This window comes from Kineococcus anabasis (assembly GCF_054590795.1).
This window is the reverse complement of the sequence record NZ_BAAIHU010000001.1, coordinates 284,377-305,833: the sequence shown is the minus strand read 5'-3', so window position 1 is coordinate 305,833 and position 21,457 is coordinate 284,377. Positions and strand designations below refer to the sequence as shown.

Genomic DNA, 21,457 nt, shown 5'->3' with positions numbered 1-21,457 from the left:
CGTGGACGCCCCTGGCACTGGCGCGCCGGGCGGGGGCACGGGCTCGCGCGGCGCGCCGGAGGGACCTCCCACCGGCGCGCCGCGCGGCGTCCGGGGCGCCGCCGCGCCGAGCAGCACCCGCGACGCCGCCGCGCCGAGCAGCACCCGCGACGCCGCCGCGCCGAGCAGCACCCGCGACGCCGCCGCGCCGAGCAGCATCCGCGACGTCGCCGTCGCAGCCGGCGTGTCCGTGGCCACGGTCTCGCGGGCGCTGCGGGGCCTGGACCGGGTCAGCGAGGCCACCCGCGCGCGCGTGCTGCGGGCCGCCGAGGCCCTGGACTACGTCGCCTCCCCGACGGCCGCGAGCCTGGCCACCGGCCGCACGTCGGTCGTGGCGGTCGTGCTGCCCTTCCTGGACCGGTGGTTCTTCTCCACGATCGTCTCCGAGGTGGAGGACGTGCTGCGCCGCCGCGGCTACCAGGTGCTGCTGGTCAACGTGGGCGACCGCAGCGGGCAGGAGACCCTCGTGCTGGACCAGCGGCTGCTGGCCAAGCGGATCGACGCGGTCATCGTGCTCGGGGTCGACCTGGAGCCCGCGGAGGCCGCGGTGCTGCGGCGCCTGGCCCTGCCGGTGGTGACGATCTCCTCCACGCTGGCCGGCTGCGACCGGGTCGGCATCGACGACGTGGCCGCCGCGGAGACCGCCACGCGGCACCTGCTGTCCCTGGGGCACCGGCGCATCGGCTACGTCGGCGGCGACTCCGGGCGGGACGTGCGACGGGCGACCGCCGTGGACCGCGCCCGCGGGGCGCACCAGGCGCTGGCCGCCGCCGGCCTGGAACCCGCGCCGGAGCTGGAGGTGGTCACCGACTGGACGGTCACGGGCGGCTGGCGGGCCGGTGAGGCGCTGCTGTCGCAGCGGCACCCCCCGACGGCGGTGGTCGCGGCGAGCGACGAGATGGCCATCGGTGTCCTGTGCGCGGCGCGGGCGGCGGGCCGGCAGGTGCCGCGGGAGCTGTCGGTGGTGGGCATCGACGACCACGAGATGTCCGTCACCCACCAGCTGACGACCGTCGCGCAGCCGGTGCGCAGTCAGGGGCGCATCGCGGCGGAGATGCTCCTGGCCCGGCTCTCCCCCCGGGGCGGCACCGCGGCGGGCACGGCAGGCACGGCCGGCGGCAGCGCGGCGGGCACGGCGGCGGGCCCGGGGGCCGGTGGACCGCGCGACGTGGTGCTCAGCACCGCCCTGGTGGTGCGGGCGAGCGCGGCGGCCCCGCCGCGGCCGCGGCGCGGGCAGGCGCGCGCGGGCCCGGGCGCCGGCGGCGGGGTCGACGCCGGCGGGGCGAGCCCGCAGGATGGGGAACGTGCAGGCAGCGGACGCCGTCGCTGAGACGGGCGACATCCTCCGGGGCATCCCCCCCGGGCGCCGGGAGACGTTCGAGCTGCGGGTGGAGCGCTGGTGGCCGGACCTGCACGCCGGGATCGCCGCCGTGTACCCGCCCGGGCAGGCCGAGGCCCTGGAGCGGCGCCTGGTGCGGGCGGCGGCCGTGGCGTTCCGCGACCGCGACCCGGACCTGGCGCGCCTGGACGAGGCGCGCACCCTGCGCCCGGACTGGTTCCAGGAGCCGCACCTGCTCGGCTACGCCGCCTACACCGAGCGGTTCGCCGGTGACCTGCAGGGCGTGCGCCGCCGCATCCCCTACATGCGCGAGCTGGGCGTGGGGTACCTGCACCTGATGCCGCTGCTGCACCCGCGCGACGGCGACAGCGACGGCGGGTACGCGGTGGCCGACTACCGCCGGGTGCGGGCGGACCTCGGCACCGTGGAGGACCTGCGGGAACTGGCGCGGGACCTGCGCGCGGAGGGGATCAGCCTGGTGCTGGACCTCGTGCTCAACCACGTCGCCGCGGAACACCCGTGGGCGCAGGCCGCCCGCGCCGGCGACGCGCGCCACCGGGGGTACTTCCACGTCTTCGGCGACCGCGAGCAGCCCGACGCGTTCGAGCGGACCCTGCCGGAGGTGTTCCCCGACTTCGCGCCCGGGAACTTCACGTGGGACCCGCAGCTGGCGGGGTGGGTGTGGACGACGTTCAACTCCTTCCAGTGGGACGTGAACTGGGCCAACCCCGACGTGTTCGCCGAGTACGCCGACGTCGTGCTGTTCCTGGCGTCCCTGGGCGTGGAGGTGCTGCGGCTGGACGCCATCGCGTTCCTGTGGAAGCGGATCGGCACCGACTGCCAGAACCAGCCGGAGGTGCACGCGATCACCCGCGCGCTGCGCGCCCTGGTGCGGGTGGCGTGCCCGGCGACGGTGTTCAAGGCCGAGGCGATCGTGGCCCCGGGCGACCTGGCGCACTACCTGGGCCGCGGGCCGCACCACGGCAAGGTCTCGGACCTGGCCTACCACAACAGCCTCATGGTGCAGGTGTGGTCGATGCTCGCCGCACAGGACGTGCGCCTGGCCGCGCACGCGCTGCGGCAGCTCCCGCCGGTGCCGGCGTCCACGGCGTGGATCACGTACGTGCGCTGCCACGACGACATCGGCTGGGCCGTGATGGACGAGGACGCCGCGGCCGTTGGCCTGTCGGGTCCGGCGCACCGGGCGTTCCTGTCGGACTGGTACACCGGCCGGCACCCCGGCTCCCCCGCGCGCGGGCTGGTGTTCCAGCACAACCAGGCCACCGGTGACCGCCGGGTCAGCGGCACGAGCGCGGCCCTGGCCGGGTTGCAGGCGGCGCTGGAGGAGGACGCGCCGGGGCCCGGCGCGGCGGCGGACGCGGTCTCGCGGATCCTGCTGGCGCACGCGGTGGTGGCCGCCTGGGGCGGGATCCCGGTGGTGTGGAGCGGGGACGAGCTCGGCCTGGGCAACGACCCGGACTGGGCCGCCGAACCCGGCCACGGGGCGGACAACCGCTGGGCGCACCGGCCCCGGCTCGACGAGGAGGTCCTCGCCCGGCGGCACGTGACCGGCAGCGCGGCGGCGCGGGTGTTCGAGGGGCTGCGCCGGATCGCGCGGGTGCGGGCGAGCCTGCCGCACCTGCACGCCTCCACGCAGGCGGAGGTGCTCCCGCCGTCGGACGCCGGCGTGCTCGCGGTGCTGCGCCGGCACCCGCTGGGGCCCTTCCTCGGGCTGTACAACGTCACCGGGACCTGGCGCGCCGTCCCGCGCGGGGAACTGGCGGACCACGGCCTGGACGGCGCGCGGGACGTGCTGGGCACCGCGGACGCGGCACGGCACGGCGCGGGCGTGCACCACGGCGGCGACGGGGACCTGTGGCTGCCGCCGTGGTCGGCGGCGTGGCTGGTGCAGCCGGGGACGGCGGAGCCCCCGAGAACCTGAGCGGACCGCCCGGTCGTCAGCGGGGCCCCGCGCCGTGGGCACCGCGCCGGGTTCCGGCGCCCCGGCGGTTCGCCTGCGCGGCGGGCACCGCCCGTGCCACGCTGGCGCACCGGGTGCGCGCCCGGGTCGGCGAGGAGGCTGACGTGGACGACCTGGCGATCCCGGTGGTGCTGTTCGTCGTGTCCGTCGTGCTGATCGGCACCTACCGCCTCGTCGTGGGCCCCCGGGCGCCGCGCGGTGCGCACCGCGCGGACAGGACCCACCCCGCCCAGCGCTCCGCGCGCGGCGCGAGCACCTGGAGCGGCTCCGACGGCGGCACCGCGAGCTGGAGCGGCGGGGACGGTGGCGGGAACTGCGGAGGCGGCGGGGACGGCGGCGGGGGCGGGAGCTGAGCCACCGCCCCGTGCACGGCGGCGGGGCGGGCGGGCACACGCACCGGGCGGGCCACAGCACGAGCCGGCGACAGCACGAGCCGGCCGCAGCGGGAGCACACGGCGTGCGGGTGCCCCAGGATGAGCCCCGTGCCCGAGCCCGCCGACCTCACGGCAGCCCTGCGCGCGGCGGGCTGCGTCTTCGCCGAGGAGGAGGCCGCGCTGCTGCTGGCGCAGGCGGGCGGCGCCTCGGTGCTGGCGGGGATGCTGGCGCGGCGGGTGGGCGGGGAACCGCTGGAGCAGGTGCTGGGGTGGGCCGGGTTCCGGGGGCGCCGCTACCGCCTGGCACCGGGGGTGTTCGTGCCGCGCCGGCGCAGCGCCCTGCTGGTGGAGCTGGGGCTGGACCTCGCCCCGGCCGGTGCCGTCGTCGCGGACGTCTGCTGCGGCTGCGGTGCGCTGGGCGCCGCGCTGGCCTCGGAGCTCGCCGCCGCCTCTCGTCCCGTCGCCGCCCTGCACGCCGCCGACGCCGACCCCGCGGCGGTGGCCTGCGCCCGCGGGAACCTCGACGGTCTCGGGCAGGTCCACCGCGGCGACCTGTGCGACGCGCTGCCGGCGGCCCTGCGCGGGCGCGTGCACGTGCTGCTGGCGGTTCCGCCGTACGTGCCCTCCGGGGAGCTGCACCTGATGCCCCGCGAGGCCCGCGAGCACGAGCCGCGCGCCGCCCTCGACGGCGGCGGCGACGGCCTGGCGGTGCTGCGCCGGCTCGCGGCGCAGGCCCCGGCGTGGTTGGCCCCCGGCGGGCACCTCCTCGCCGAGGTCGGCGCCGGGCAGGGGCCGACCGCCGCGGAGGTGTTGCGGCGCAACGGGCTGCGGGCGCAGGTCGTGCACGAGGAGGACACCGGCGCCACCGCCGTGCTGGGTACGCTCCCCCGCGCCCGCTGACCGGGGCGCGCACCGCCGGTGTGCGCGGCCGGTCAAGTGCGCTGCGCGCACGTCCGGTCCCCGCGGCCGCGCGAGCCCGTACGGTCCGCTGACGGGGCGTCCGCCGGGGGTGCGCGGGCCGCGGGGGCCCCCACCGCACCGCACGCGGTGGGCGCCCCCACCCGACCGCCGAGCCGCCCGGAGGGCCGAGCCGTGACCGACGTCAAGCACACCCACGCCACCGGCGGGCACGCCGGTCCCCCCGGCACGGCGGCGACCGCGCCGGCGGGCCGGGAGCTGACCCGCCTGGCGGTGTCGGCCACGCTGCACTGCCTGACCGGCTGCGCCGCGGGCGAGGTCCTGGGCATGGTCCTGGCGACCTGGTGGGGCTGGGGCGACGCGGCGAGCGTCGCCCTCGCCGTGGGCCTGGCGTTTGTCCTCGGCTACGCCACCACCGTCGTGCCGCTGCTGCGCTCAGGGCTCGACCTGCGCCGGGCCCTGCGGATCGCCCTGGCCGCCGACACCGTCTCGCTGGTGACGATGGAGACCATCGACAACGTCCTGATGCTCACCATCCCCGGCGCGATGGACGCGGGCCTGGCGAGCTGGGTGTTCTGGGGTTCCCTGGCGTTCTCCCTGGCCGTGGCGTTCGTGCTGACGGTCCCCGTGAACAGGTTCCTCATCGCCCGCGGCAAGGGCCACGCCGTCGTCCCGCACCACCACTGAGGCGCACCGCCACCGCACGACCCACCGCACCACCGGAGGAACCCGGCACCAGCGCCGGACCACGACGAGGAGGAACCCGTGCCCGAGGACGTCAGACTGTCGATCATCCACTACTCCGCCACCGGCACCGTCCGCGCGATGGCCGAGCGCGCCGTCGCCACCGCCGAGAAGACCGGCGCCCAGGTCCGGCTGCGGGCCGTCCCGCGCCTGGCGCTGCCGGGCGAGAGGCCTGCCACGGAGGAACAGGCCCGCACCGCCGCCGCCGCGGCGTCCTCCCCCGCCACCGCCGAGGACGTGGTGTGGGCCGACGCGGTGCTGTTCGGCTCGCCGACCCGTTTCGGCAACGTCGCCGGGCAGTTCAAGGTCTTCCTCGACACCCTCGGGCCGCAGTGGGCCCAGGGTCTGCTCGCGGACAAGGTGTACGCGGGGTTCACCGCGACCCAGACGCAGCACGGCGGCCAGGAGTCCACGCTACTGGCCCTCTACAACAGCATCCACCACTTCGGCGGCGTCCTCGTGGCGCCCGGGTACACCGATCCGCTGAAGTTCGCCGACGGCAACCCGTACGGCGTCTCGCACGTCACGGGGCCCGGCAACGACATCCCCCTGGGCGACGTGGAGCTCGCGGCGCTGGACCACCTGGTCACCCGGGTCCTCACCACCGCCCGCCGCCTGGCGGCGTGATCCCGGCAGAGCGATGCCGGTGGCGTGACGCGGCCCGGGTGGGCGGTGCGGCGAACCCGCCCACCCGGGAATGCACCCGCACCCCGGTGCGCTGACCTGCTCGCGCCGGGCGCTCCCGGCACGGACCGACCGAGGAGGACAACCGTGGCAGGTGGGAACGGGTTCACCGTGCGCGACGTGACCGGCGAGCGCTACGAGATCCTCGACGGCACCGTCGTCGCCGGAGCCGCGCACTACCTCGACGTCCCCGCCGCGCGCGAGCGGATCCTCTACCACACGGTCGTGGACGACGCGTTCGCCGGGCGGGGCGCGGGTTCCGCCCTGGCCCGCGCCGCGGTCGACGGCACCGTCGCCGCCGGCCTGACGGTCGTCCCCGTGTGCCCGTTCGTCAAGGCCTGGCTGCGCAGGCACCCCGAGTTCGCGGGGGTCACCGGCGTGGTCCGCCCCGAGCACCTCGCGGCCGTGACGCGGCGCTGAGCCGCCTCCCACACCGCCACCGGGACCGCCTCCCGCGCCTCCCGCGGGAACCGGCTGCACCGCAACGCCTCCCCCCGCACGCTCCCGGAGCGGCTGCGCGTGCACGTCCGTGTGCCGGGTGCGCACCGGCCCCCGCCGAGGCGGCCGTCCCGCACCCGTGCGCCGCTACGGTCGGCCGCGTCCACCGGGACCCAGGTTGTCCCCGCGTGGAGTTCCCGGACCCGCGCCGCGCCCGGCCCCACCCTCCCGGCGCGCCGGTCTTCCGCCTGCGAAACCCGAGGAGAAACCGCCATGGCCCAGACCACACGTGCCGCGGCACGCCCGCAGAACCGCGCCGCCGCGCTCGCCCTCACCCTCGCGCTGAGCGCCTGCGGCGGTGGGCACGGCGCCGCGCAGGACGCCACCGCCCAGGTGGGGGACGGGCACGGCGCCGGCCACGGCGCGACGGCCACCAGCGCCCCGGCCATGCCGTCGGCCACCACCCCGGCTGCCACCACCCCGGCCACGACGCCCGGGCACAACGCCGCCGACACCGCCTTCGCCCAGGGGATGATCGTGCACCACGAGGGGGCGGTGGAGATGGCCGAACTCGCCGCCACCCGCGCCGGCAGCCCCGAGGTGGTGGACGTGGCCCAGGACATCCTCGACGCCCAGGGCCCCGAGATCGAGCTCATGCGCCGCTGGCTCACGGCCTGGGGCGAGCCCCTGCGGGGCCCCGGCGGGCACGCCGCACACGGGGACATGGGCATGATGAGCGAGGAGGAGATGGCGGCCCTGGAGCGGGCCCGCGGCACCGACTTCGACCGCCTGTTCCTCACCGGCATGATCGAGCACCACCGCGCCGCCGTGGAGATGGCGCGCGCCCAGGAGGCCGCGGGCTCGGACCCGGAGGCCAGGGCGGTGGCGGGGCGGATGGCCGTGGAACAGGGCGAGGAGATCGTGCGGATGGAGCGCATCAACGCCAGCCTCTGAGGCCGCGTGCGACCGCCGCCGCGGGCCCGTGCCCGGACAGCACAGGACCGTGCACACAGGGACCGGTCCCGGGCCGCGGTGGGCTCCTAACGTCGGCGCCGGCGGCCCCGCCCGGGGCCCGTGCGAGGAGGACGAGATGCCCGACACCCTGACCCCGCGGGAACTGCGCCAGATCGACGAGGCCAACGCCTCCGGCAGGACCCCGGTCCTGTTCGTCCACGGCCTGTGGTTGCTCTCCGGCAGCTGGGACCGCTGGCGCCGGCTGTTCGAGGACGCCGGCTACGCCACCCTGGCGCCGGGCTGGCCGGACGACCCGGAGACCGTGGCGGAGGCGCGCCGCTCCCCCGAGGTGTTCGCCCGCAAGATGGTGCAGCAGGTCACCGACCACCACGCCGAGGCCGTCCGGCGCCTGGCGCGCAGGCCCGCCGTCGTGGGGCACTCCTTCGGCGGGCTCATCGCGCAGAAGCTCGCCGGGGAGGGCCTCTCGGCGGTCACCGTGGCGATCGACCCGTCCCCGTTCCGCGGCGTGCTGTCGGTGCCCGTCTCCACGATCCGCTCGGCGGCGCCGGTCCTCGGCAACCCCGCCAACCGCGGCCGCGCGATCGCCCTGACGTTCGAGCAGTTCTCCTACGGCTGGGCCAACGCACTGCCCGAGGAGGAGGCGCGCGCACTCTACGAGGAGTTCCACGTCGCCGGGTCCGGCGTGCCGATCTTCCAGGCCGTCGCTGCGAACCTCAACCCGTTCACCGAGATCCGCGTCGACACCCGCAACCCCGGCCGCGGCCCGCTGCTCATCGTCTCCGGGGAGAAGGACAACACCGTCCCGCGCGCGCTGACCGAGGGGGCCTACGAGCACCAGCGGCACAACCCGGCCGTCACGGAGTTCCTCGAGATCCCCGACCGCGGGCACTCCCTGACCATCGACTCCGGCTGGCGCGAGGTCGCGGCCACCGCGCTGCGCTTCGTCCGCGAGCACGGCCCGGCGACCGCCGCGGCGCCGGTCGCGCCGGGCACCGCGAACCCGCACGGAATCTCCCTGGAGCCGGCGGCGCAGGCGTTCGTGGCGGCCACCGCGACCCCGCCGTTCCTGTACCAGCTGCCCGTCGAGGAGGGCCGCGCGGCCGTCGAGCAGGTGCAGGGCGGCCCGGTCGCGAAGCGGGACGTGGACGAGGAGTGGCGAGAGGTCCCCGGCGGCCCGACCGGCTCGGTGCGGGTGCGCCTCGTCCGGCCCCGCGGGGCCACCGGCACCCTGCCGGTGGTGGTGTACGTGCACGGCGCGGGGTGGGTGTTCGGCAGCGCCGCCACCCACGACCGGCTCGTGCGCGAGCTCGCCGTCGGCGCGCACGCCGCCGTGGTGTTCCCCGAGTACGACCGCTCCCCCGAGGCGCGCTACCCCGTCGCGCTGGAGCAGTCGTACGCGGCGGCGGAGTGGGTGGCGCGGGAAGGCGCCGGGCACGGCCTCGACCCCACCCGCATCGCGGTGGCCGGGGACTCCGTGGGCGGCAACATGTCCGCCGCGCTGACGCTGCTGGCGAAGGACCGCGGCACCGTGGCGTTCGTGCAGCAGGTGCTGTTCTACCCGGTGACGGACGCGGCGTTCGGCACCGCCTCCTACGAGCGGTTCGCGCAGGGGTACTTCCTCACCCGCGAGGGCATGCGCTGGTTCTGGGACCAGTACACGAGCGACGACACCGAGCGCGCGCAGGTCACCGCGTCCCCGCTGCGGGCGAACACGGAGCAGCTCGCCGGGCTGCCGCCGGCGCTCGTGGTCACCGCCGAGGCGGACGTGCTGCGCGACGAGGGCGAGGCGTACGCGGCAAGGCTGCGCGAGGCGGGGGTGCCGGTGACGGCGGTGCGCTACCTCGGCACCGTCCACGACTTCGTGATGCTTGACGCGCTGCGCGGCACCGCGGCGGCGCGCGCGGCCGTCGCGCAGGCCGTCGCGGTCCTGTCCGCCGCGCTGCACCCGGCCACCGGCGGGGTTCCGGCCCAGGCGACGCCGCGGGACGAGCCGGTGGGCGCGCCGTGAGACCCCGGCGGGCGGGGGTGCGGCTGCCCACGGCCCTCGGGGTCCTGGCCGGCCGGGTCCGGCAGGCGGCCGGGGAGAGGTCCCGCTGACGCCGCGGTGGCCGGGACCGGACAGGGCCCCGGCCACCGCGAGCACCGCGCCGCCCCGGCGGCGCGGTGCCGGGGCGGCGCAGGTCCCGGACGGGGTGAGGAGGCGACCGTGCTCGTGTTCGACAGCTCCGCCGTGGCGCCCGGCGACCGCTTCGACGCGGTGCACGAGGCGGTGCGGCGCTGCACCCACCCGGCGCGGTTCGACCCCGGCGCGGCCGGGGACCCCGCGGGGTTCGAGTACCGCGCCTGGTCGACCGCGCCGGGCGCCGCGCTGTTCCGCGCCTCCGGCACGGGGATGCGGATGTGGCGGCACGACACCGGCGTGTTCCCCGGCGACGAGGCCCTGGTGTGCCTCACCGTGCAACCCGCCGGGCACGCCCGGCTGACCCAGGACGGCGCGGTGCGCGACCTGGTCCCCGGGGCGCTCTGGATCTGCGACATGTCCCGCGCGTACGACTTCTCCTGGTCCGGCCCGGGGGTCTCCGGCAGCTACCAGCTCACCCCGGACGCGCTCGGGTTGCAGCCCTGCGACCTCGCCGAGGCGGCGCCGCGGCTGCCGGCCAGCCCGCTGCACGGCGTCGTGCGGGACCACGTCGCCGACCTGCTCGAGCACGCGCGCGCCGGGCTGCCGCTGGTGCCCGCGCTGCACCGGGCCACCGTGGACCTCGCGCGCGCCCTCGTCGTCTCGGTGCTGTCGGAGGAGGTTCCCCGCTCCCTCCCCGACGACGAGCAGGTCCTCTGGTCCGCGCTGCGCACGCACCTGCGACGGCACCTGCGCGAGCGGGACCTCGACGAGGCGTCCGCGGCGCGCGCGCTGGGCGTCGCGCCGGAGCGGCTGCGGCGCCTGACCGAGGGACGCGGGGTCGTCCTGGCCGATCTGGTCACCGAGCGGCGGGTGCGGGGCGCCCGCGCGGACCTGGAGCGCCGCGGCACCGCGGGAGGCGGCGCGTCGGCGCTGCCCGGTGCGGCGGTGCTGGCGTCGACGGCGGCGCGGTGGGGTTTCCGCAGCCCGGGGGCCCTGCTGGACGCGCTGGCCGCCGAGCACGCCGGCCCGGGCGGTCGATGACGCCCGTGCCCGCCCCGTCCGGGAGGACGGGTCCGGCCCGCACCCTGGTATAACGATAAAACTTCTGCCAGGCTGGCGGCATGGACACGGTCAGCGATGACGGACTCCACGAGGGCTGGCGCGCCCCCGCCCTCCACGACGACCAGCGCCGCCGTGGCGTCAGCGGCAGGGGCATCCCGTCCGGCCACCTCGCCGTGGGCCCGGGCCCAGGGGCCTGAGCGGACCCGGTACAGCCGCCCCCGCCGACGGTGGTGGAGCGCCGCCACGAACGACGAAAGGATCCCCCGGGTGACAACGAGTCACGCCCGCAGGTCAGCACTGGCGGCCACGGCCCTGGCGGCTGCCGTCCTCACCGGTTCGTCACCGGTCGCCGGTGCGGCGACCGGGGTGCCGGGGAACCCCGGCCTCAAGGACGTCTACGCGGACCACTTCCTCGTCGGGACCACCGTCAGCCCCGGCGACTGGACGGCCAACGGCGGCGCGAAGTGGGCACACATGCTCAAGCACTACAACGCCGTCACACCGGAGAACGCCACGAAACCCGACAGCATCTGGAGCGGCGATCCCGCGACGGGCCGGCCGGCAGGTGCCCCCACCGGTCTGGCGAGCGCCGACGCCGTCCTGACGCGGGCCAACGAGGCCGGCTTCTCCACCATCGGGCACGCGCTGGCGTGGCACAACCAGTCGCGGTACTGGCCGGCCAGGTCCGCCGACCGGAACACCCTCACCTCCGACATGACCATCCACTGGGACCACGAGGAGGCTCGCTCCCGGCTCCGGGACTACATCCACACGATCGCCGGACGGTACGGCGACGGCCCGTACGAGGTGGACGCCTGGGACGTCGTGAACGAGGCCATGCGGGACAACCCGGACAACCCCACGGACTGGCGCAACGCCCTGCGCTCCCTGGAGCAGCCGAAGTTCCGGGCGGCCGCCTGGGCCGGCGCCTACGCCAGGGGCGGGAACCCGTGGGACTACGTCTACGACTCCTTCGTCTTCGCGCGTGAGGCAGACCCGGACGCGGTGCTCTACTACAACGACTTCAACGACCTGGAGCTGCCGAACAAGGCGATCGCCATCGCCAGCATGGTGACGGAGCTCAACGACAGGTACGCCAGGGAGCACCCCGAGGACGAGAAGAAGCTGATCCAGGGCATCGGCATCCAGGCGCACTACAACACGAGGCTGGACCTCGGCAACCTCGAGCGGAACCTGCAGACCTACATCGCGACGGGCGTGGAGATCTCGCTCACCGAGCTCGACCTCAGCATCACGGGGACGCAGGACTCGGGGAGCACCGTGCCTCCCGGCGAGGAGCAGCTGAAGGTGCAGGCGGACAAGTACGCCGAGCTCTTCGTGCTCCTGAAGCGGTACTCGGACCACATCGCGCGCGTGTCCTTCTGGGGTACGAGCGACTCCGACAGCTGGCGCTCGAACTTCTTCCCGCTGCTGTTCTCGAGGAGCGGGGACACGTGGACCGAGAAGCCCGCGTACCGCGCCGTGATCGATCCCGAGGGCTGGCTCGGTTTCGAGGAGGAACGGCCCGAGCTCACGTCCTTCACGTACCGGGGTGAGGTCTTCCGGTTCGATCCGCAGAAGACGGAGTACGACGTCCACGTCCCCGACGACGTCCCGAGCGTGGACTTCTCCGCCGACGACGTCGTCCACGGCCACGGTGACGAGCTCGACGTCGAGGTCTCGCTCGACTCGCCGGGCTGCGCGGTGGGGCCGGGCGACCCGTGCGTCGCCACGGTGACGGCGGCGTGGGCGGGCGAGCCGGCCAACGCCTCGACGTACACGATCAACTTCGGCCACATGTCTGCCGAGTGGGAGCAGGACGTCGACCACCCCGACACCGGCTACCGCTCCGCCCTCGACGTGCGGTTCAGCGACGGCAGCAGCGACCTCACGCTGTTCCAGGAGTTCCGCCGGGACGGCCGTCCCGCCGCCACGACCAGCGCGGAGCACCCCGCTCCTCCCAGGCACGGGAGCGCGCGGTTCACGATCAGCACCGACCGCCCGGTCGCGGACGGCGACCTGGCGGGGACGACCGTGCGGAAGCACGTGTGGGACCACACCTGGGCACCGCTCACCGCCGCCCGGGTCACGGACCTCGGCCGGCCCCAGAGCACGTGGCGAGCGGCGGAGGCCATCGAGGACGCCACGACGTACCTCGTCGTGGCGGGCGACGACACCGGCCGGGCACTGACCCACGAGGGCCTCAACCCCGTGCCGGCGGGCGACGGCGTCAGCGAGGCGCGGCAGGGCTACTACGGCACCCCCGTCGTCGTGGACGGGAACACGGTCGTCGATCCGGAGCCGGTGCAGGACAACATGCGGTGGTTCTTCTCCGAGGCCGAGAGCAGTGAGCCGGGGCCCTACACGAGCGCGAACGGGTACCGGGGTTTCACCATGATGAGCCTGGTCCACGGCGGCCTCATCCAGCCCTTCACCATCCACCGGGCGGACCACCCGGACCGCGTGCACACGGACGCGATCATCTCGGACAGGCTGGTCGGGGACGACAACCTCGATCGGGCGGTGTGGTTCGACACCGGGCTGGACGAGGACGGGAGGACGACGCTGTTCACGCACAGCGCCGACACCGGCGAGACGTACGCGTTGCACGGCTCCCGCGCCGGCTTCGTCGCGGAAGGCGGCCGGGGAGAGCTGGCCGGGTATGCGCAGGCCAGCCGCGTCAGGTTGTTCGAGTACGTGACGGACAGGACGTTCGAGGACGTCGACAGCCTGGGTGTGGGTATCGGGCTCGGTCCGGCCGAACGCGTGGTCGGCGGTGCGGGCGTCCACCACGAGATCCCCGTCACGGCGGACGTGCCGGACGGTCGTCGGGCGGTCCTGCTGAGCAACGGCGCCCCGGTGGCGACGGCGACCTTCGGGAGCGACCGGGCGACGCTGCGGCTCGACGAGGACGACGTCGAGCCCGGGGCCCGCTACGTGGTCGTCGTCCTCGACGGCACCGAGGTGCTGGGGGCCACTCCCCTCCCGGCGGACCCCTTCGTCGTGCCGGTGACGGTCGAGGCGGTCTCCCGCGGGGTCGTCAACCCCAGGAGCAGGGGCACGCTCGGGGTGACAGTCCTGTCCCGGGCCGGGTTCGACCCGGTCGCGGACGTCGACGTGGACACCCTGCGCGTGGGCGTGAACGGCACCGAGGACTCCGTGGCCGGGTGCAGGCCCGGCAGGGACGTCGACGGGGACGGCGTGGCCGACCTGGACTGCACCGTCCGGATTCCCCGGACCGGTGTGGCGAGCGGCGACACGCAGCTGCTGGTCACCGGTTCCACGGTGGAGGGCACCCCGCTCGAGGGCACGGTGGCGATCCGCACCGTCCCGGCGCCCCGGGCAGGCGGGACCCGCGGCTGACCACCCCGGCGCCCGCCCGGCCCGCTGCGCCAGCGAGCCCCGCACCGGTCACGGTGCGGGGCTCGCCGCCGTCGCGACCGCCCCACCCGGCGCCGCGACGGCCCGGGGACGCCGGCAGGACGCGGTGTGGGAGCGCTCCCGGCACGGCACCGTGCAGAACCGTCCCACTTCCCGGCTCGCGACCTCACTAGCGTCGCCGCACCGCAGCGGCCACCCCGGCCGTGGTGCGGTGCCCGCCGGGACGGGGAGGGGACGAGGACCGTGACCGCTCTGCTCGAGATGAGCACCATGGACGCCCGGCAGCGCCGCCTGGCCATGGAGGAGTACCTCGAGGCCGGGGCCTCGCCCATGCGCTTCGAGTGCGCCCCGCCCGTGGGGTCCCTGCGCACCTGGGTGGCCACCTGGGGGGTCGGCCGGCTCATCGCCATGCAGGCGCGCGGCTCGGCGATGCGCTGCACCCGGGAACGGCGGGAGGTCGCCGCCACCTCCGAGGCCCGCATCGTCGTGCACCACCTCGCCGCCGGCGCCGCGCACGGCACGCGCGGTGCGGGCGAGGCCTACGAGTGCCGGCCCGGCGGACTGCTCGTGCTGGACCTCACGGAACCGCACACGATGGCCTGGCCCGACGGCACCGACGTCCTCGGCATCGGCATCGGCCTGGACGAGCTGGGGCTGCCGGAGGGCCTCGTGCGGCGCGCGGTGCGCACCCCCGCCGCCAGCCCGGTGTGGGACCTGGTGCGCCGCCACGTCGCCCGCACCCACGCCGCCCTGCCCGCGCTGCAGGGCACGCCGGGCGCCGGGGTGGTCGGGGACGTGACCGTCGACCTCGTCCGGACGCTGCTGACGACCGCGGCGGGCACGGCGGAGCAGGCGGCGCAGGCGCTGGAGGACACCCTGCCGCTGCGGGTGGAGCGCTACGTCCTGCAGCACCTGGACGAGACGTCGCTGTGCGCGGCCCGCATCGCCGCGGCGCACCACGTCTCCGTCCGCCGCCTGTACTACGCGTGGGCCGGGCACACCGCCACCGGCCTCGCCGAGTGGATCGTGGCGCGGCGCCTGGACCGCGCCGCGCACCGGCTGACCACCACGGCCGACACCGTCGCCGCCGTCGCGCGGCGCTCCGGTTTCGCCGACGCCGCCCACTTCAGCCGCCGCTTCCGCGCCGCCCACGGCACCAGCCCCCGGGAGTGGCGCCGGCTCGCGCGGCAGGGCGCGGGCGCGGTGGCGGCACTGCGCTGAAGAACCCCGGTCTCAGGCGCGGGCCGGCCGCACGGGCAGGCGGGTGTGGAACGTCGTGCCCGCCGGGGAGGTCTCGAAGGACAGCACGCCGCCGTGCCGCTGCTCCACGATGCGCCGGGCGTTGTCCAGCCCGAGGCCGCTGCCCTCACCCTGCGCCTTGGTGGTGAAGAACGCCTCGAACACCCGCGCCCGCACCGCCTCGGGGATGCCGGGCCCGTCGTCGCCGACGTCCACGCACACCCACTCCTCCACCGCGCCGCCCTCCGGCGGGTCGCACCGGTGGGTGCGCAGCACCAGGGTGCCCTCCCCGCCCATCGCGTCGGCGGCGTTGTCGATGAGGTTGGTCCACACCTGGTTCAGCTCCGCGGCGTGGGCCTGCACCCGCGGCAGGGCGCGGTCGTACTCGCGCACGAGCCGCACCCCGCGCAGCTTGTGCCCCAGCATGACCAGGGTGCTGTCCAGGCCGGTGTGCAGGTCCACCTCCTGCACGGCGGCGGTGTCGACGTAGGAGTACTGCTTCACCGCCGCCACCAGCGCGGAGATGCGGCCGGTGGAGTCGGTGATCTCGTCCAGCAGCGCCTCGCTCTCCAGCGTGCAGGCCAGCCAGTGCGCCGCGTCGGGGACGGCAGCGGGCTCGCCCAGTGCGCTCAGCCCCTCCTCCAGGGTGTCGGCGTCCAGGCCCGCGGCGACGAACACCGCGGCCAGGGCACCGGCGTCGGGTACCCCCAGGGCGTCGAGGCGGTCGGCCAGCTCGTCCTCGGCGTCGGCGACCTGCAGCGGGCCGAGGGGTTCGCGCCCGGTCGCCGCCGCCGCCACGGCCCGCTCCTGCAGCTCCACCAGGCGGGCCAGCGTCTCCGGGGCCAGGCGACGGGCGGTGAGACCGGCGAGGTTGCGGCGCAGCTCGGCGATGCGCCCGCGCAGCTGCCCGGTGGCGCGCACCGCCGCGGCGGCGGGGTTGTTCAGCTCGTGCGCCAGGTGCGCGGACAGGGTGCCCAGGCGCGCCAGGTGCTCGCGCTGGCGGACGGTGGCCTCCTGCGCGCGCACCCCGAGGAACAACCCGTCCAGCAGGTGCACCGCCATCGGCTGGTGCTCGTGCATGAACGCAGCGAAGTCCGCGGCGGACAGCTCGAAGAAGCTGGAGGGCTCCACCGTCCGCAGGGTGCTGAGGTAGCGCTGGTCCGGCTCCTCGACGAACGCGCGCACCGCCCCGGCGTAGGCGCCGCGGTGGTCGGTCTCGGTGACGAGCTCCTCCTGTCCCGCCACGGTGCGCAGCAGCCGGATGCGCCCGGAGAGCAGCACGAGGAACACACCCGCCTCGTCCTGCTCGGTGTAGACGGTGGCGCCCGCCGGGTACGTGCGCCGGCGCCCCACCGCCGCGAGGTGTTCCAGCTGCCCGCCGGGCAGGGGCGCGAAGAGGAACAGCGAGCGCAGCTCCTCCGCCCCGACCTGCGGCGCCGCGGAGCGGGCGGCGGTGCTCACAGCCCTTCCAGGTAGCGGTGCACGTGGGAGACGGCCAGGGCGCCCTCGCCGACGGCGGAGGCCACGCGCTTGACGGAGGCGGCGCGCACGTCACCGGCGGCGAAGACCCCGGGGACGCTGCACTCCAGCAGGAACGGGTCGCGCTCCAGCGGCCAGCCGGCCGGCGGCCGCCCCTTCGCGTCGAGCAGGTCCGGGCCGGTGACGAGGAAACCGCGCCGGTCGCGGACGAACTCCTCCCCCAGCCAGTCGGTGTGCGGCTCGGCGCCGATGAACACGAACAGCCAGCCGGCGTCCACGACCTCCGTGGCGCCGGTGCGGGTGTCGCGCAGGCACAGCTGCTCCAGGTGCTCGGAGCCGCGGGCGCCGGCGACCTCGGTCGCGGTGCGCACCTCGATCGCCGGGTCGGCCTCGATGCGGGCCACGAGGTACTCGCTCATGCTGCGCCGCAGGTCCTCCCCGCGCGCGACGACGACGACCCGCTGGGCGAAGCGCGCGAAGTACAGGGCCGCCTGCCCGGCGGAGTTCGCCGCGCCGACGACGTGCACCGTCTGCCCGGCGCAGTTCACCGCCTCGTGCGCCGCGGCGCCGTAGTACACCCCGCGCCCGGTCAGCTCCGCCAGACCCGGTGCGGGCAGGCGCCGGTAGGAGACGCCCGTGGCCAGCACCACGGCGTGGGCCGCCACCGACGTGCCGTCCGCGAAGCGCACCTGCCGGCCGTCGCCGTGCGGCAGGACGCCGGCGCACTCGGCGGTGGTGACGATCTCCACCTCGAAGCGCAGGGCCTGCTCGCGGGCCCGGCGGGCCAGCTCCGCACCGGAGACGCCCTGGGGGAAGCCGAGGTAGTTCTCGATGCGGCTGCTCTGCCCGGCCTGCCCGCCGGTGGCGGAGCGCTCGACCACGAGGGTGCGCAGGCCCTCGCTGGCGGCGTAGACCGCCGAGCCCAGGCCCGCGGGGCCCCCGCCGACGACCACCAGGTCGTAGAAGGGCCGGCCGGCGGTGGTGGCCAGGCCCACCCGCTCGGCCAGCTCGCGGGGGCGGGCGGCGGGCAGCACGCCCCCGTCGGGGAGGAAGGCCACCGGCAGCGCCTCCGGGGAGGCGTCGAGGTGCGCCGCGGCCAGGAGGCGGGCGGCGTCCTCCGTGCGCACGTCCACGTGCCGGTAGGGCACCGCGTTGCGCGCGAGGAACTCCTTGGCCTCCTGCGTCTGCAGCGACCACTGGTGCCCCACCAGGACGAGCCCGTCGAAGGCGGGGCGGGTGCTGGCCGCCCAGTCCGCGAGGAGCTCGTCCAGCACCGGGTACAGCTTCTCCTCCGGCGGGTCCCACGGCTTGAGGAGGTAGTGGTCCAGGTCCACGTCGTTGATGGCGCGGATCGCGGCGTCGGTGTCGGCGTAGGCGGTGAGCAGGACCCGCCTGGCGGTGGGCACGAGGTCGAGGGCGTGCTCCAGGAACTCCACGCCAGTCATGCCCGGCATGCGGTGGTCGGCCAGCAGCAGGGCGGTCCGCTCCCCGCGCACCGTCAGCTCCTCCAGCGCCGCGAGGGCCTCCGGGCCGGAGCGGGCGCGCACGACGCGGTGCCGGTCGCCGTAGCGGCGGCGCAGGTCGCGCGCGACGGCGCGGCCGACCGCCTCGTCGTCGTCGACGGTCAGGAGCACGGGCCGCCGCGCGCTCACGCGCCGCGCCGGGGGGTGGTGGTGGGGTGCGCGGGCACGGGGGGGCCTCCTCGGCCGGCTCCCCCCACCCGGTGCGGGGTTCCCCGGACGCTCCGGATGGTAGGGCGCGGGCACCGGGTGCACCGCCACCGGGTGCGGTGGTGCGCTCCCGGGCCGCTCCCGTGCGCGCAGGGCTACGCTTCCCCGGCGGAGGGGACGTGCGCGCTCGGGAGGCGGGTCGTGACGCTGCTGCTGGACACCTCGGCCGTGCCGCCGCGCGAGCGCGCGCCGCTGTTCGAGGCGGCCCTGGACACCGCCACGCTGCCCGCCCGGGTCCGCGCGGAGCCCGGTGTGCAGGCCCGGGTGGAGTTCTGGCGGCTCGCCCCCGGCACGGACCTCAACCGGCACACCACCAGCGGCTACCGGCTCACCCGCACCGGCGGGCACCTGCGCGCCGCCGCGCCCGAGCGGGTCTCCGTGGCGGTGACGCTGGCCGGGGAGCACCGCCTCGCGCAGGGGGAGCTGCGCTGGCAGGGGCGCCCCGGGGCGCTGCGGCTGCTGGACCTGACCTGCCCGTACGACCTGGACGCGAGCGGGCCGTGCACGGCGCAGTCCTTCCAGGTCGACCACGCCCGCCTCGCGCTGCCCGTGGACGCCGTGCGCCGCGCCGTGCCGCACGTGGCGGCCAGCCCCCTGTACGACCTCCTCCGCCGGCACGTCCTGGACCTGCCGCGGGCCGTGGTCGCGCTGCCCTCCCCGGACGGGCGGGCGATGCTGGCGGCGGCGACGACCGAGCTGGTGCGCGCCCTGGTCACCTCCGTCGGCACGGACGAGCGGGCGCACCGGGAGGCGATGGGCGAGTCCCTGTTCGCCCGCGTCACCGCCTGGGCGCAGGAGCACCTGGCCGAGCCGGGGCTCGGCCCGGCGGACATGGCCGCCGCGCACGACGTCTCGGTGCGCCACCTGCACGCCGTCTTCGCCGCGCGGGGGCTGCGGCCGGCGGGGTGGGTGGTGCGCCAGCGCCTGGAGGGGGCGCGGGCCGAACTCGCCCACACCGCCGCGGCCCGCCCGCAGATCGCCGTCGTGGCGCGGCGGTGGGGTTTCCCCGACGCCGGGCACTTCGCCCGCCGCTTCCGCGGCGCCTACGGCCTGACGCCGCGGGACTGGGTGGCGCAGAACGCCCCCGCGGGCGCGGCACGGCGGGGCTAGCGGGGCGCCTGAGCGGCGGGGCGCTCCGCATCGGACCGCGGAACGCCCCGCCGGGAGGGGCGGGAACCGGTCAGAGGTACTGGCCGGTGTTGGCGACGGTGTGGATGGAGCGGCCCGCCTCGGTGCCCTTCTTGCCCTGGATGAGCGTGCGGATGAAGACGATCCGCTCGCCCTTCTTCCCGGAGATCCGGGCCCAGTCGTCGGGGTTGGTGGTGTTGGGCAGGTCCTCGTTCTCCTTGAACTCGTCGACGCACGCGGCGAGGAGGTGCTCCACCCGGATGCCCCGCTGCCCGGTGGTCAGCAGGTCCTTGATGGCCATCTTCTTGGCGCGGTCGACGATGTTCTGGATCATCGCGCCGGAGTTGAAGTCCTTGAAGTACAGGACCTCCTTGTCCCCGCCGGCGTAGGTGACCTCGAGGAACTCGTTCTCCGGGCTCTCGGTGTACATCCGCTCCACCGTCGCCTGGATCATCGCGGCCACGGCCGCGGCGGCGTCCCCGCCGTGCTCGGCGAGGTCGGCCGGGTGGATCGGCAGGTTCGGCGTGAGGTACTTGGCGAAGACGTCGCGGGCGCCCTCGGCGTCCGGGCGCTCGATCTTGATCTTCACGTCGAGGCGGCCGGGCCGCAGGATCGCCGGGTCGATCATGTCCTCGCGGTTGGAGGCGCCGATGACGATGACGTTCTCCAGCCGCTCCACGCCGTCGATCTCGCTGAGCAGCTGCGGCACGATCGTCGTCTCCACGTCGGAGGAGACCCCGGAGCCGCGGGTGCGGAACAGCGACTCCATCTCGTCGAAGAACACCACCACGGGGGTGCCCTGGGAGGCCTTCTCCCGGGCACGGGCGAAGATGAGGCGGATGTGCCGCTCGGTCTCCCCGACGTACTTGTTCAGCAGCTCCGGGCCCTTGATGTTCAGGAAGTAGCTCTTGGACTCGGTGTTGCCGCGCAGCGCCGCGACCTTCTTGGCCAGGGAGTTGGCCACGGCCTTGGCGATGAGCGTCTTGCCGCAGCCGGGCGGGCCGTACAGCAGGACGCCCTTGGGCGCCTTCAGGCCGTGCTCGTGGAAGAGGTCCTCGTGCAGGAAGGGCAGCTCGACCGCGTCGCGGATCTGCTCGATCTGCCCCGCCAGGCCCCCGATGTCGGAGTAGTCGATGTCGGGCACCTCCTCCAGCACGAGCTCCTCGACCTCGGCCTTGGGGATGCGCTCGAAGGCGAAGCCGGAGCGGGTGTCGACCGTGAGGGAGTCCCCCACGCGCAGCGGGCCGTCGAGCAGCGGCGCGGCCAGGCGCACCACCCGCTCTTCGTCGGCGCGCGCCAGCACCAGGGCGCGGTCGCCGTCGAGGAGCTCCTTGACGGCGACGAGCTCGCCGACCTGCTCGAAGCCGCACGCGGCGACCACGTTGAGGGCCTCGTTGAGCATGACCTCCTGGCCGGGGCGCAGCGCGGAGGCCTCCACGGCGGGGCTGAGGGCCACGCGCATCTTGCGCCCGGAGGTCATCACGTCGGCGGTGCCGTCGGCGTGGGTCTGCAGGAACGTGCCGTACCCGGCGGGGGGCTGGCCGAGGCGGTCCACCTCGGCGCGCAGGGAGACGATCTGGTCGCGCGCCTCGCGCAGGGTCGCGGCGAGGCGCTCGTTCTGGGTGCTGGTCTGCGCGAGACGCGCGCGGGTGGCCTCGAGCTGCTGCTCGAGGAGGAGGGGGCTGCGCTGGCCCCGCTCGTGGGCGGGTCCGTGCGGCTGGCCGTGCCCGAACTGCTGACCGTGGGGATCCGTCATGGCGCACCTCTCCCGTCGTCCAGCCCCGGGCCGCCAGGCCCGGGGACGGTGGTGCGCTCGACACTAAC

The 21,457-nt window shown here is 76.1% G+C and carries 16 protein-coding genes and 1 pseudogene; 14 read left to right on the top strand and 3 right to left on the bottom strand.

Annotation, left to right across the window (positions count from 1 at the left end):
* Position 1: 1 nt before the first annotated feature.
* The 13 genes and pseudogenes from ACYQBY_RS01320 to ACYQBY_RS01260 all read left to right on the top strand — a co-directional run bounded on the left by ACYQBY_RS01320 (position 2) and on the right by ACYQBY_RS01260 (position 15,278).
* Positions 2-1,369 carry a LacI family DNA-binding transcriptional regulator gene (locus ACYQBY_RS01320; protein ID WP_459642003.1) on the top strand — a complete coding sequence of 456 codons (1,368 nt, stop codon included), beginning with the start codon at positions 2-4 and terminating at the stop codon, positions 1,367-1,369.
* The gene (locus ACYQBY_RS01315) at positions 1,335-3,320 is read left to right on the top strand and encodes an alpha-amylase family protein (protein WP_459642002.1); all 1,986 of its coding nucleotides are present in this window, start codon (positions 1,335-1,337) and stop codon (positions 3,318-3,320) included. Before ACYQBY_RS01320 ends, ACYQBY_RS01315 begins: the two co-directional genes overlap by 35 nt.
* 143 nt (positions 3,321-3,463) lie before the next feature.
* Positions 3,464-3,712, top strand: a complete 249-nt coding sequence (locus tag ACYQBY_RS01310) for a hypothetical protein (RefSeq protein WP_459642001.1) — start codon at positions 3,464-3,466, stop codon at positions 3,710-3,712.
* A 120-nt stretch (positions 3,713-3,832) separates the two neighbouring features.
* Entirely contained in the window at positions 3,833-4,633 is an 801-nt protein-coding gene (locus ACYQBY_RS01305) for a putative protein N(5)-glutamine methyltransferase (RefSeq protein ID WP_459642000.1), read from the top strand.
* Positions 4,634-4,825: 192 nt separating this feature from the next.
* The gene (locus ACYQBY_RS01300; protein ID WP_459641999.1) at positions 4,826-5,338 is read left to right on the top strand and encodes a DUF4396 domain-containing protein; all 513 of its coding nucleotides are present in this window, start codon (positions 4,826-4,828) and stop codon (positions 5,336-5,338) included.
* 78 nt (positions 5,339-5,416) lie between these two features.
* Entirely contained in the window at positions 5,417-6,022 is a 606-nt protein-coding gene (locus ACYQBY_RS01295; RefSeq protein WP_459641998.1) for a flavodoxin family protein, read from the top strand.
* Between the two features lie 144 nt (positions 6,023-6,166).
* On the top strand, positions 6,167-6,499 hold the full coding sequence (locus ACYQBY_RS01290; protein WP_459641997.1) for a GNAT family N-acetyltransferase: 333 nt from the start codon (positions 6,167-6,169) through the stop codon (positions 6,497-6,499).
* 291 nt (positions 6,500-6,790) lie between these two features.
* Positions 6,791-7,471: a DUF305 domain-containing protein gene (locus ACYQBY_RS01285; RefSeq protein ID WP_459641996.1), complete on the top strand. Its 681-nt coding sequence runs from the start codon at positions 6,791-6,793 to the stop codon at positions 7,469-7,471.
* Between the two features lie 136 nt (positions 7,472-7,607).
* Positions 7,608-8,408, top strand: a pseudogene (locus ACYQBY_RS01280) (alpha/beta hydrolase); the annotation flags it as partial.
* Between the two features lie 93 nt (positions 8,409-8,501).
* A complete protein-coding gene (locus ACYQBY_RS01275; RefSeq protein WP_459642434.1) occupies positions 8,502-9,500 on the top strand; it encodes an alpha/beta hydrolase in 999 nt (332 codons plus the stop codon).
* Between the two features lie 198 nt (positions 9,501-9,698).
* Complete coding sequence (locus tag ACYQBY_RS01270; RefSeq protein ID WP_459641995.1) at positions 9,699-10,655, top strand: AraC-like ligand-binding domain-containing protein; 957 nt, start codon at positions 9,699-9,701, stop codon at positions 10,653-10,655.
* Between the two features lie 288 nt (positions 10,656-10,943).
* A complete protein-coding gene (locus tag ACYQBY_RS01265; protein ID WP_459641994.1) occupies positions 10,944-14,039 on the top strand; it encodes an endo-1,4-beta-xylanase in 3,096 nt (1,031 codons plus the stop codon).
* Positions 14,040-14,300: 261 nt separating this feature from the next.
* Positions 14,301-15,278, top strand: coding sequence for a helix-turn-helix domain-containing protein (locus ACYQBY_RS01260; protein ID WP_459641993.1), 978 nt, complete (start codon positions 14,301-14,303; stop codon positions 15,276-15,278).
* Between the two features lie 12 nt (positions 15,279-15,290).
* Here ACYQBY_RS01260 and ACYQBY_RS01255 read toward each other — a convergent pair whose 3' ends face one another.
* Positions 15,291-16,757: an ATP-binding protein gene (locus ACYQBY_RS01255; protein ID WP_459641992.1), complete on the bottom strand. Its 1,467-nt coding sequence runs from the start codon at positions 16,755-16,757 to the stop codon at positions 15,291-15,293.
* Complete coding sequence (locus ACYQBY_RS01250) at positions 16,754-18,427, bottom strand: NAD(P)/FAD-dependent oxidoreductase (RefSeq protein WP_459641991.1); 1,674 nt, start codon at positions 18,425-18,427, stop codon at positions 16,754-16,756. The genes ACYQBY_RS01255 and ACYQBY_RS01250 overlap by 4 nt, the downstream gene beginning before the upstream one ends.
* Before the next feature lie 219 nt (positions 18,428-18,646).
* Between ACYQBY_RS01250 and ACYQBY_RS01245 the strand changes: the two genes are divergently transcribed.
* On the top strand, positions 18,647-19,615 hold the full coding sequence (locus ACYQBY_RS01245) for a helix-turn-helix domain-containing protein (protein WP_459641990.1): 969 nt from the start codon (positions 18,647-18,649) through the stop codon (positions 19,613-19,615).
* Positions 19,616-19,685: 70 nt separating this feature from the next.
* On the opposite strand, the gene arc is transcribed toward ACYQBY_RS01245, so the two are convergent.
* Positions 19,686-21,389 (bottom strand): proteasome ATPase, encoded by a 1,704-nt coding sequence (gene arc, locus ACYQBY_RS01240; protein WP_459641989.1) that lies wholly within the window; start codon positions 21,387-21,389, stop codon positions 19,686-19,688.
* Between the last annotated feature and the right edge of the window lie 68 nt (positions 21,390-21,457).

What these genes read in the sequence shown, in the direction of transcription:
- ACYQBY_RS01315 (WP_459642002.1), top strand. Translation starts at nt 1,335, where the DNA reads ATGGGGAACGTGCAGGCAGCGGACGCCGTCGCTGAGACGGGCGACATC.
- ACYQBY_RS01305 (WP_459642000.1), top strand. Translation starts at nt 3,833, where the DNA reads ATGAGCCCCGTGCCCGAGCCCGCCGACCTCACGGCAGCCCTGCGCGCG.
- ACYQBY_RS01285 (WP_459641996.1), top strand. Translation starts at nt 6,791, where the DNA reads ATGGCCCAGACCACACGTGCCGCGGCACGCCCGCAGAACCGCGCCGCC.
- arc (WP_459641989.1), bottom strand. Translation starts at nt 21,389, where the DNA reads ATGACGGATCCCCACGGTCAGCAGTTCGGGCACGGCCAGCCGCACGGA.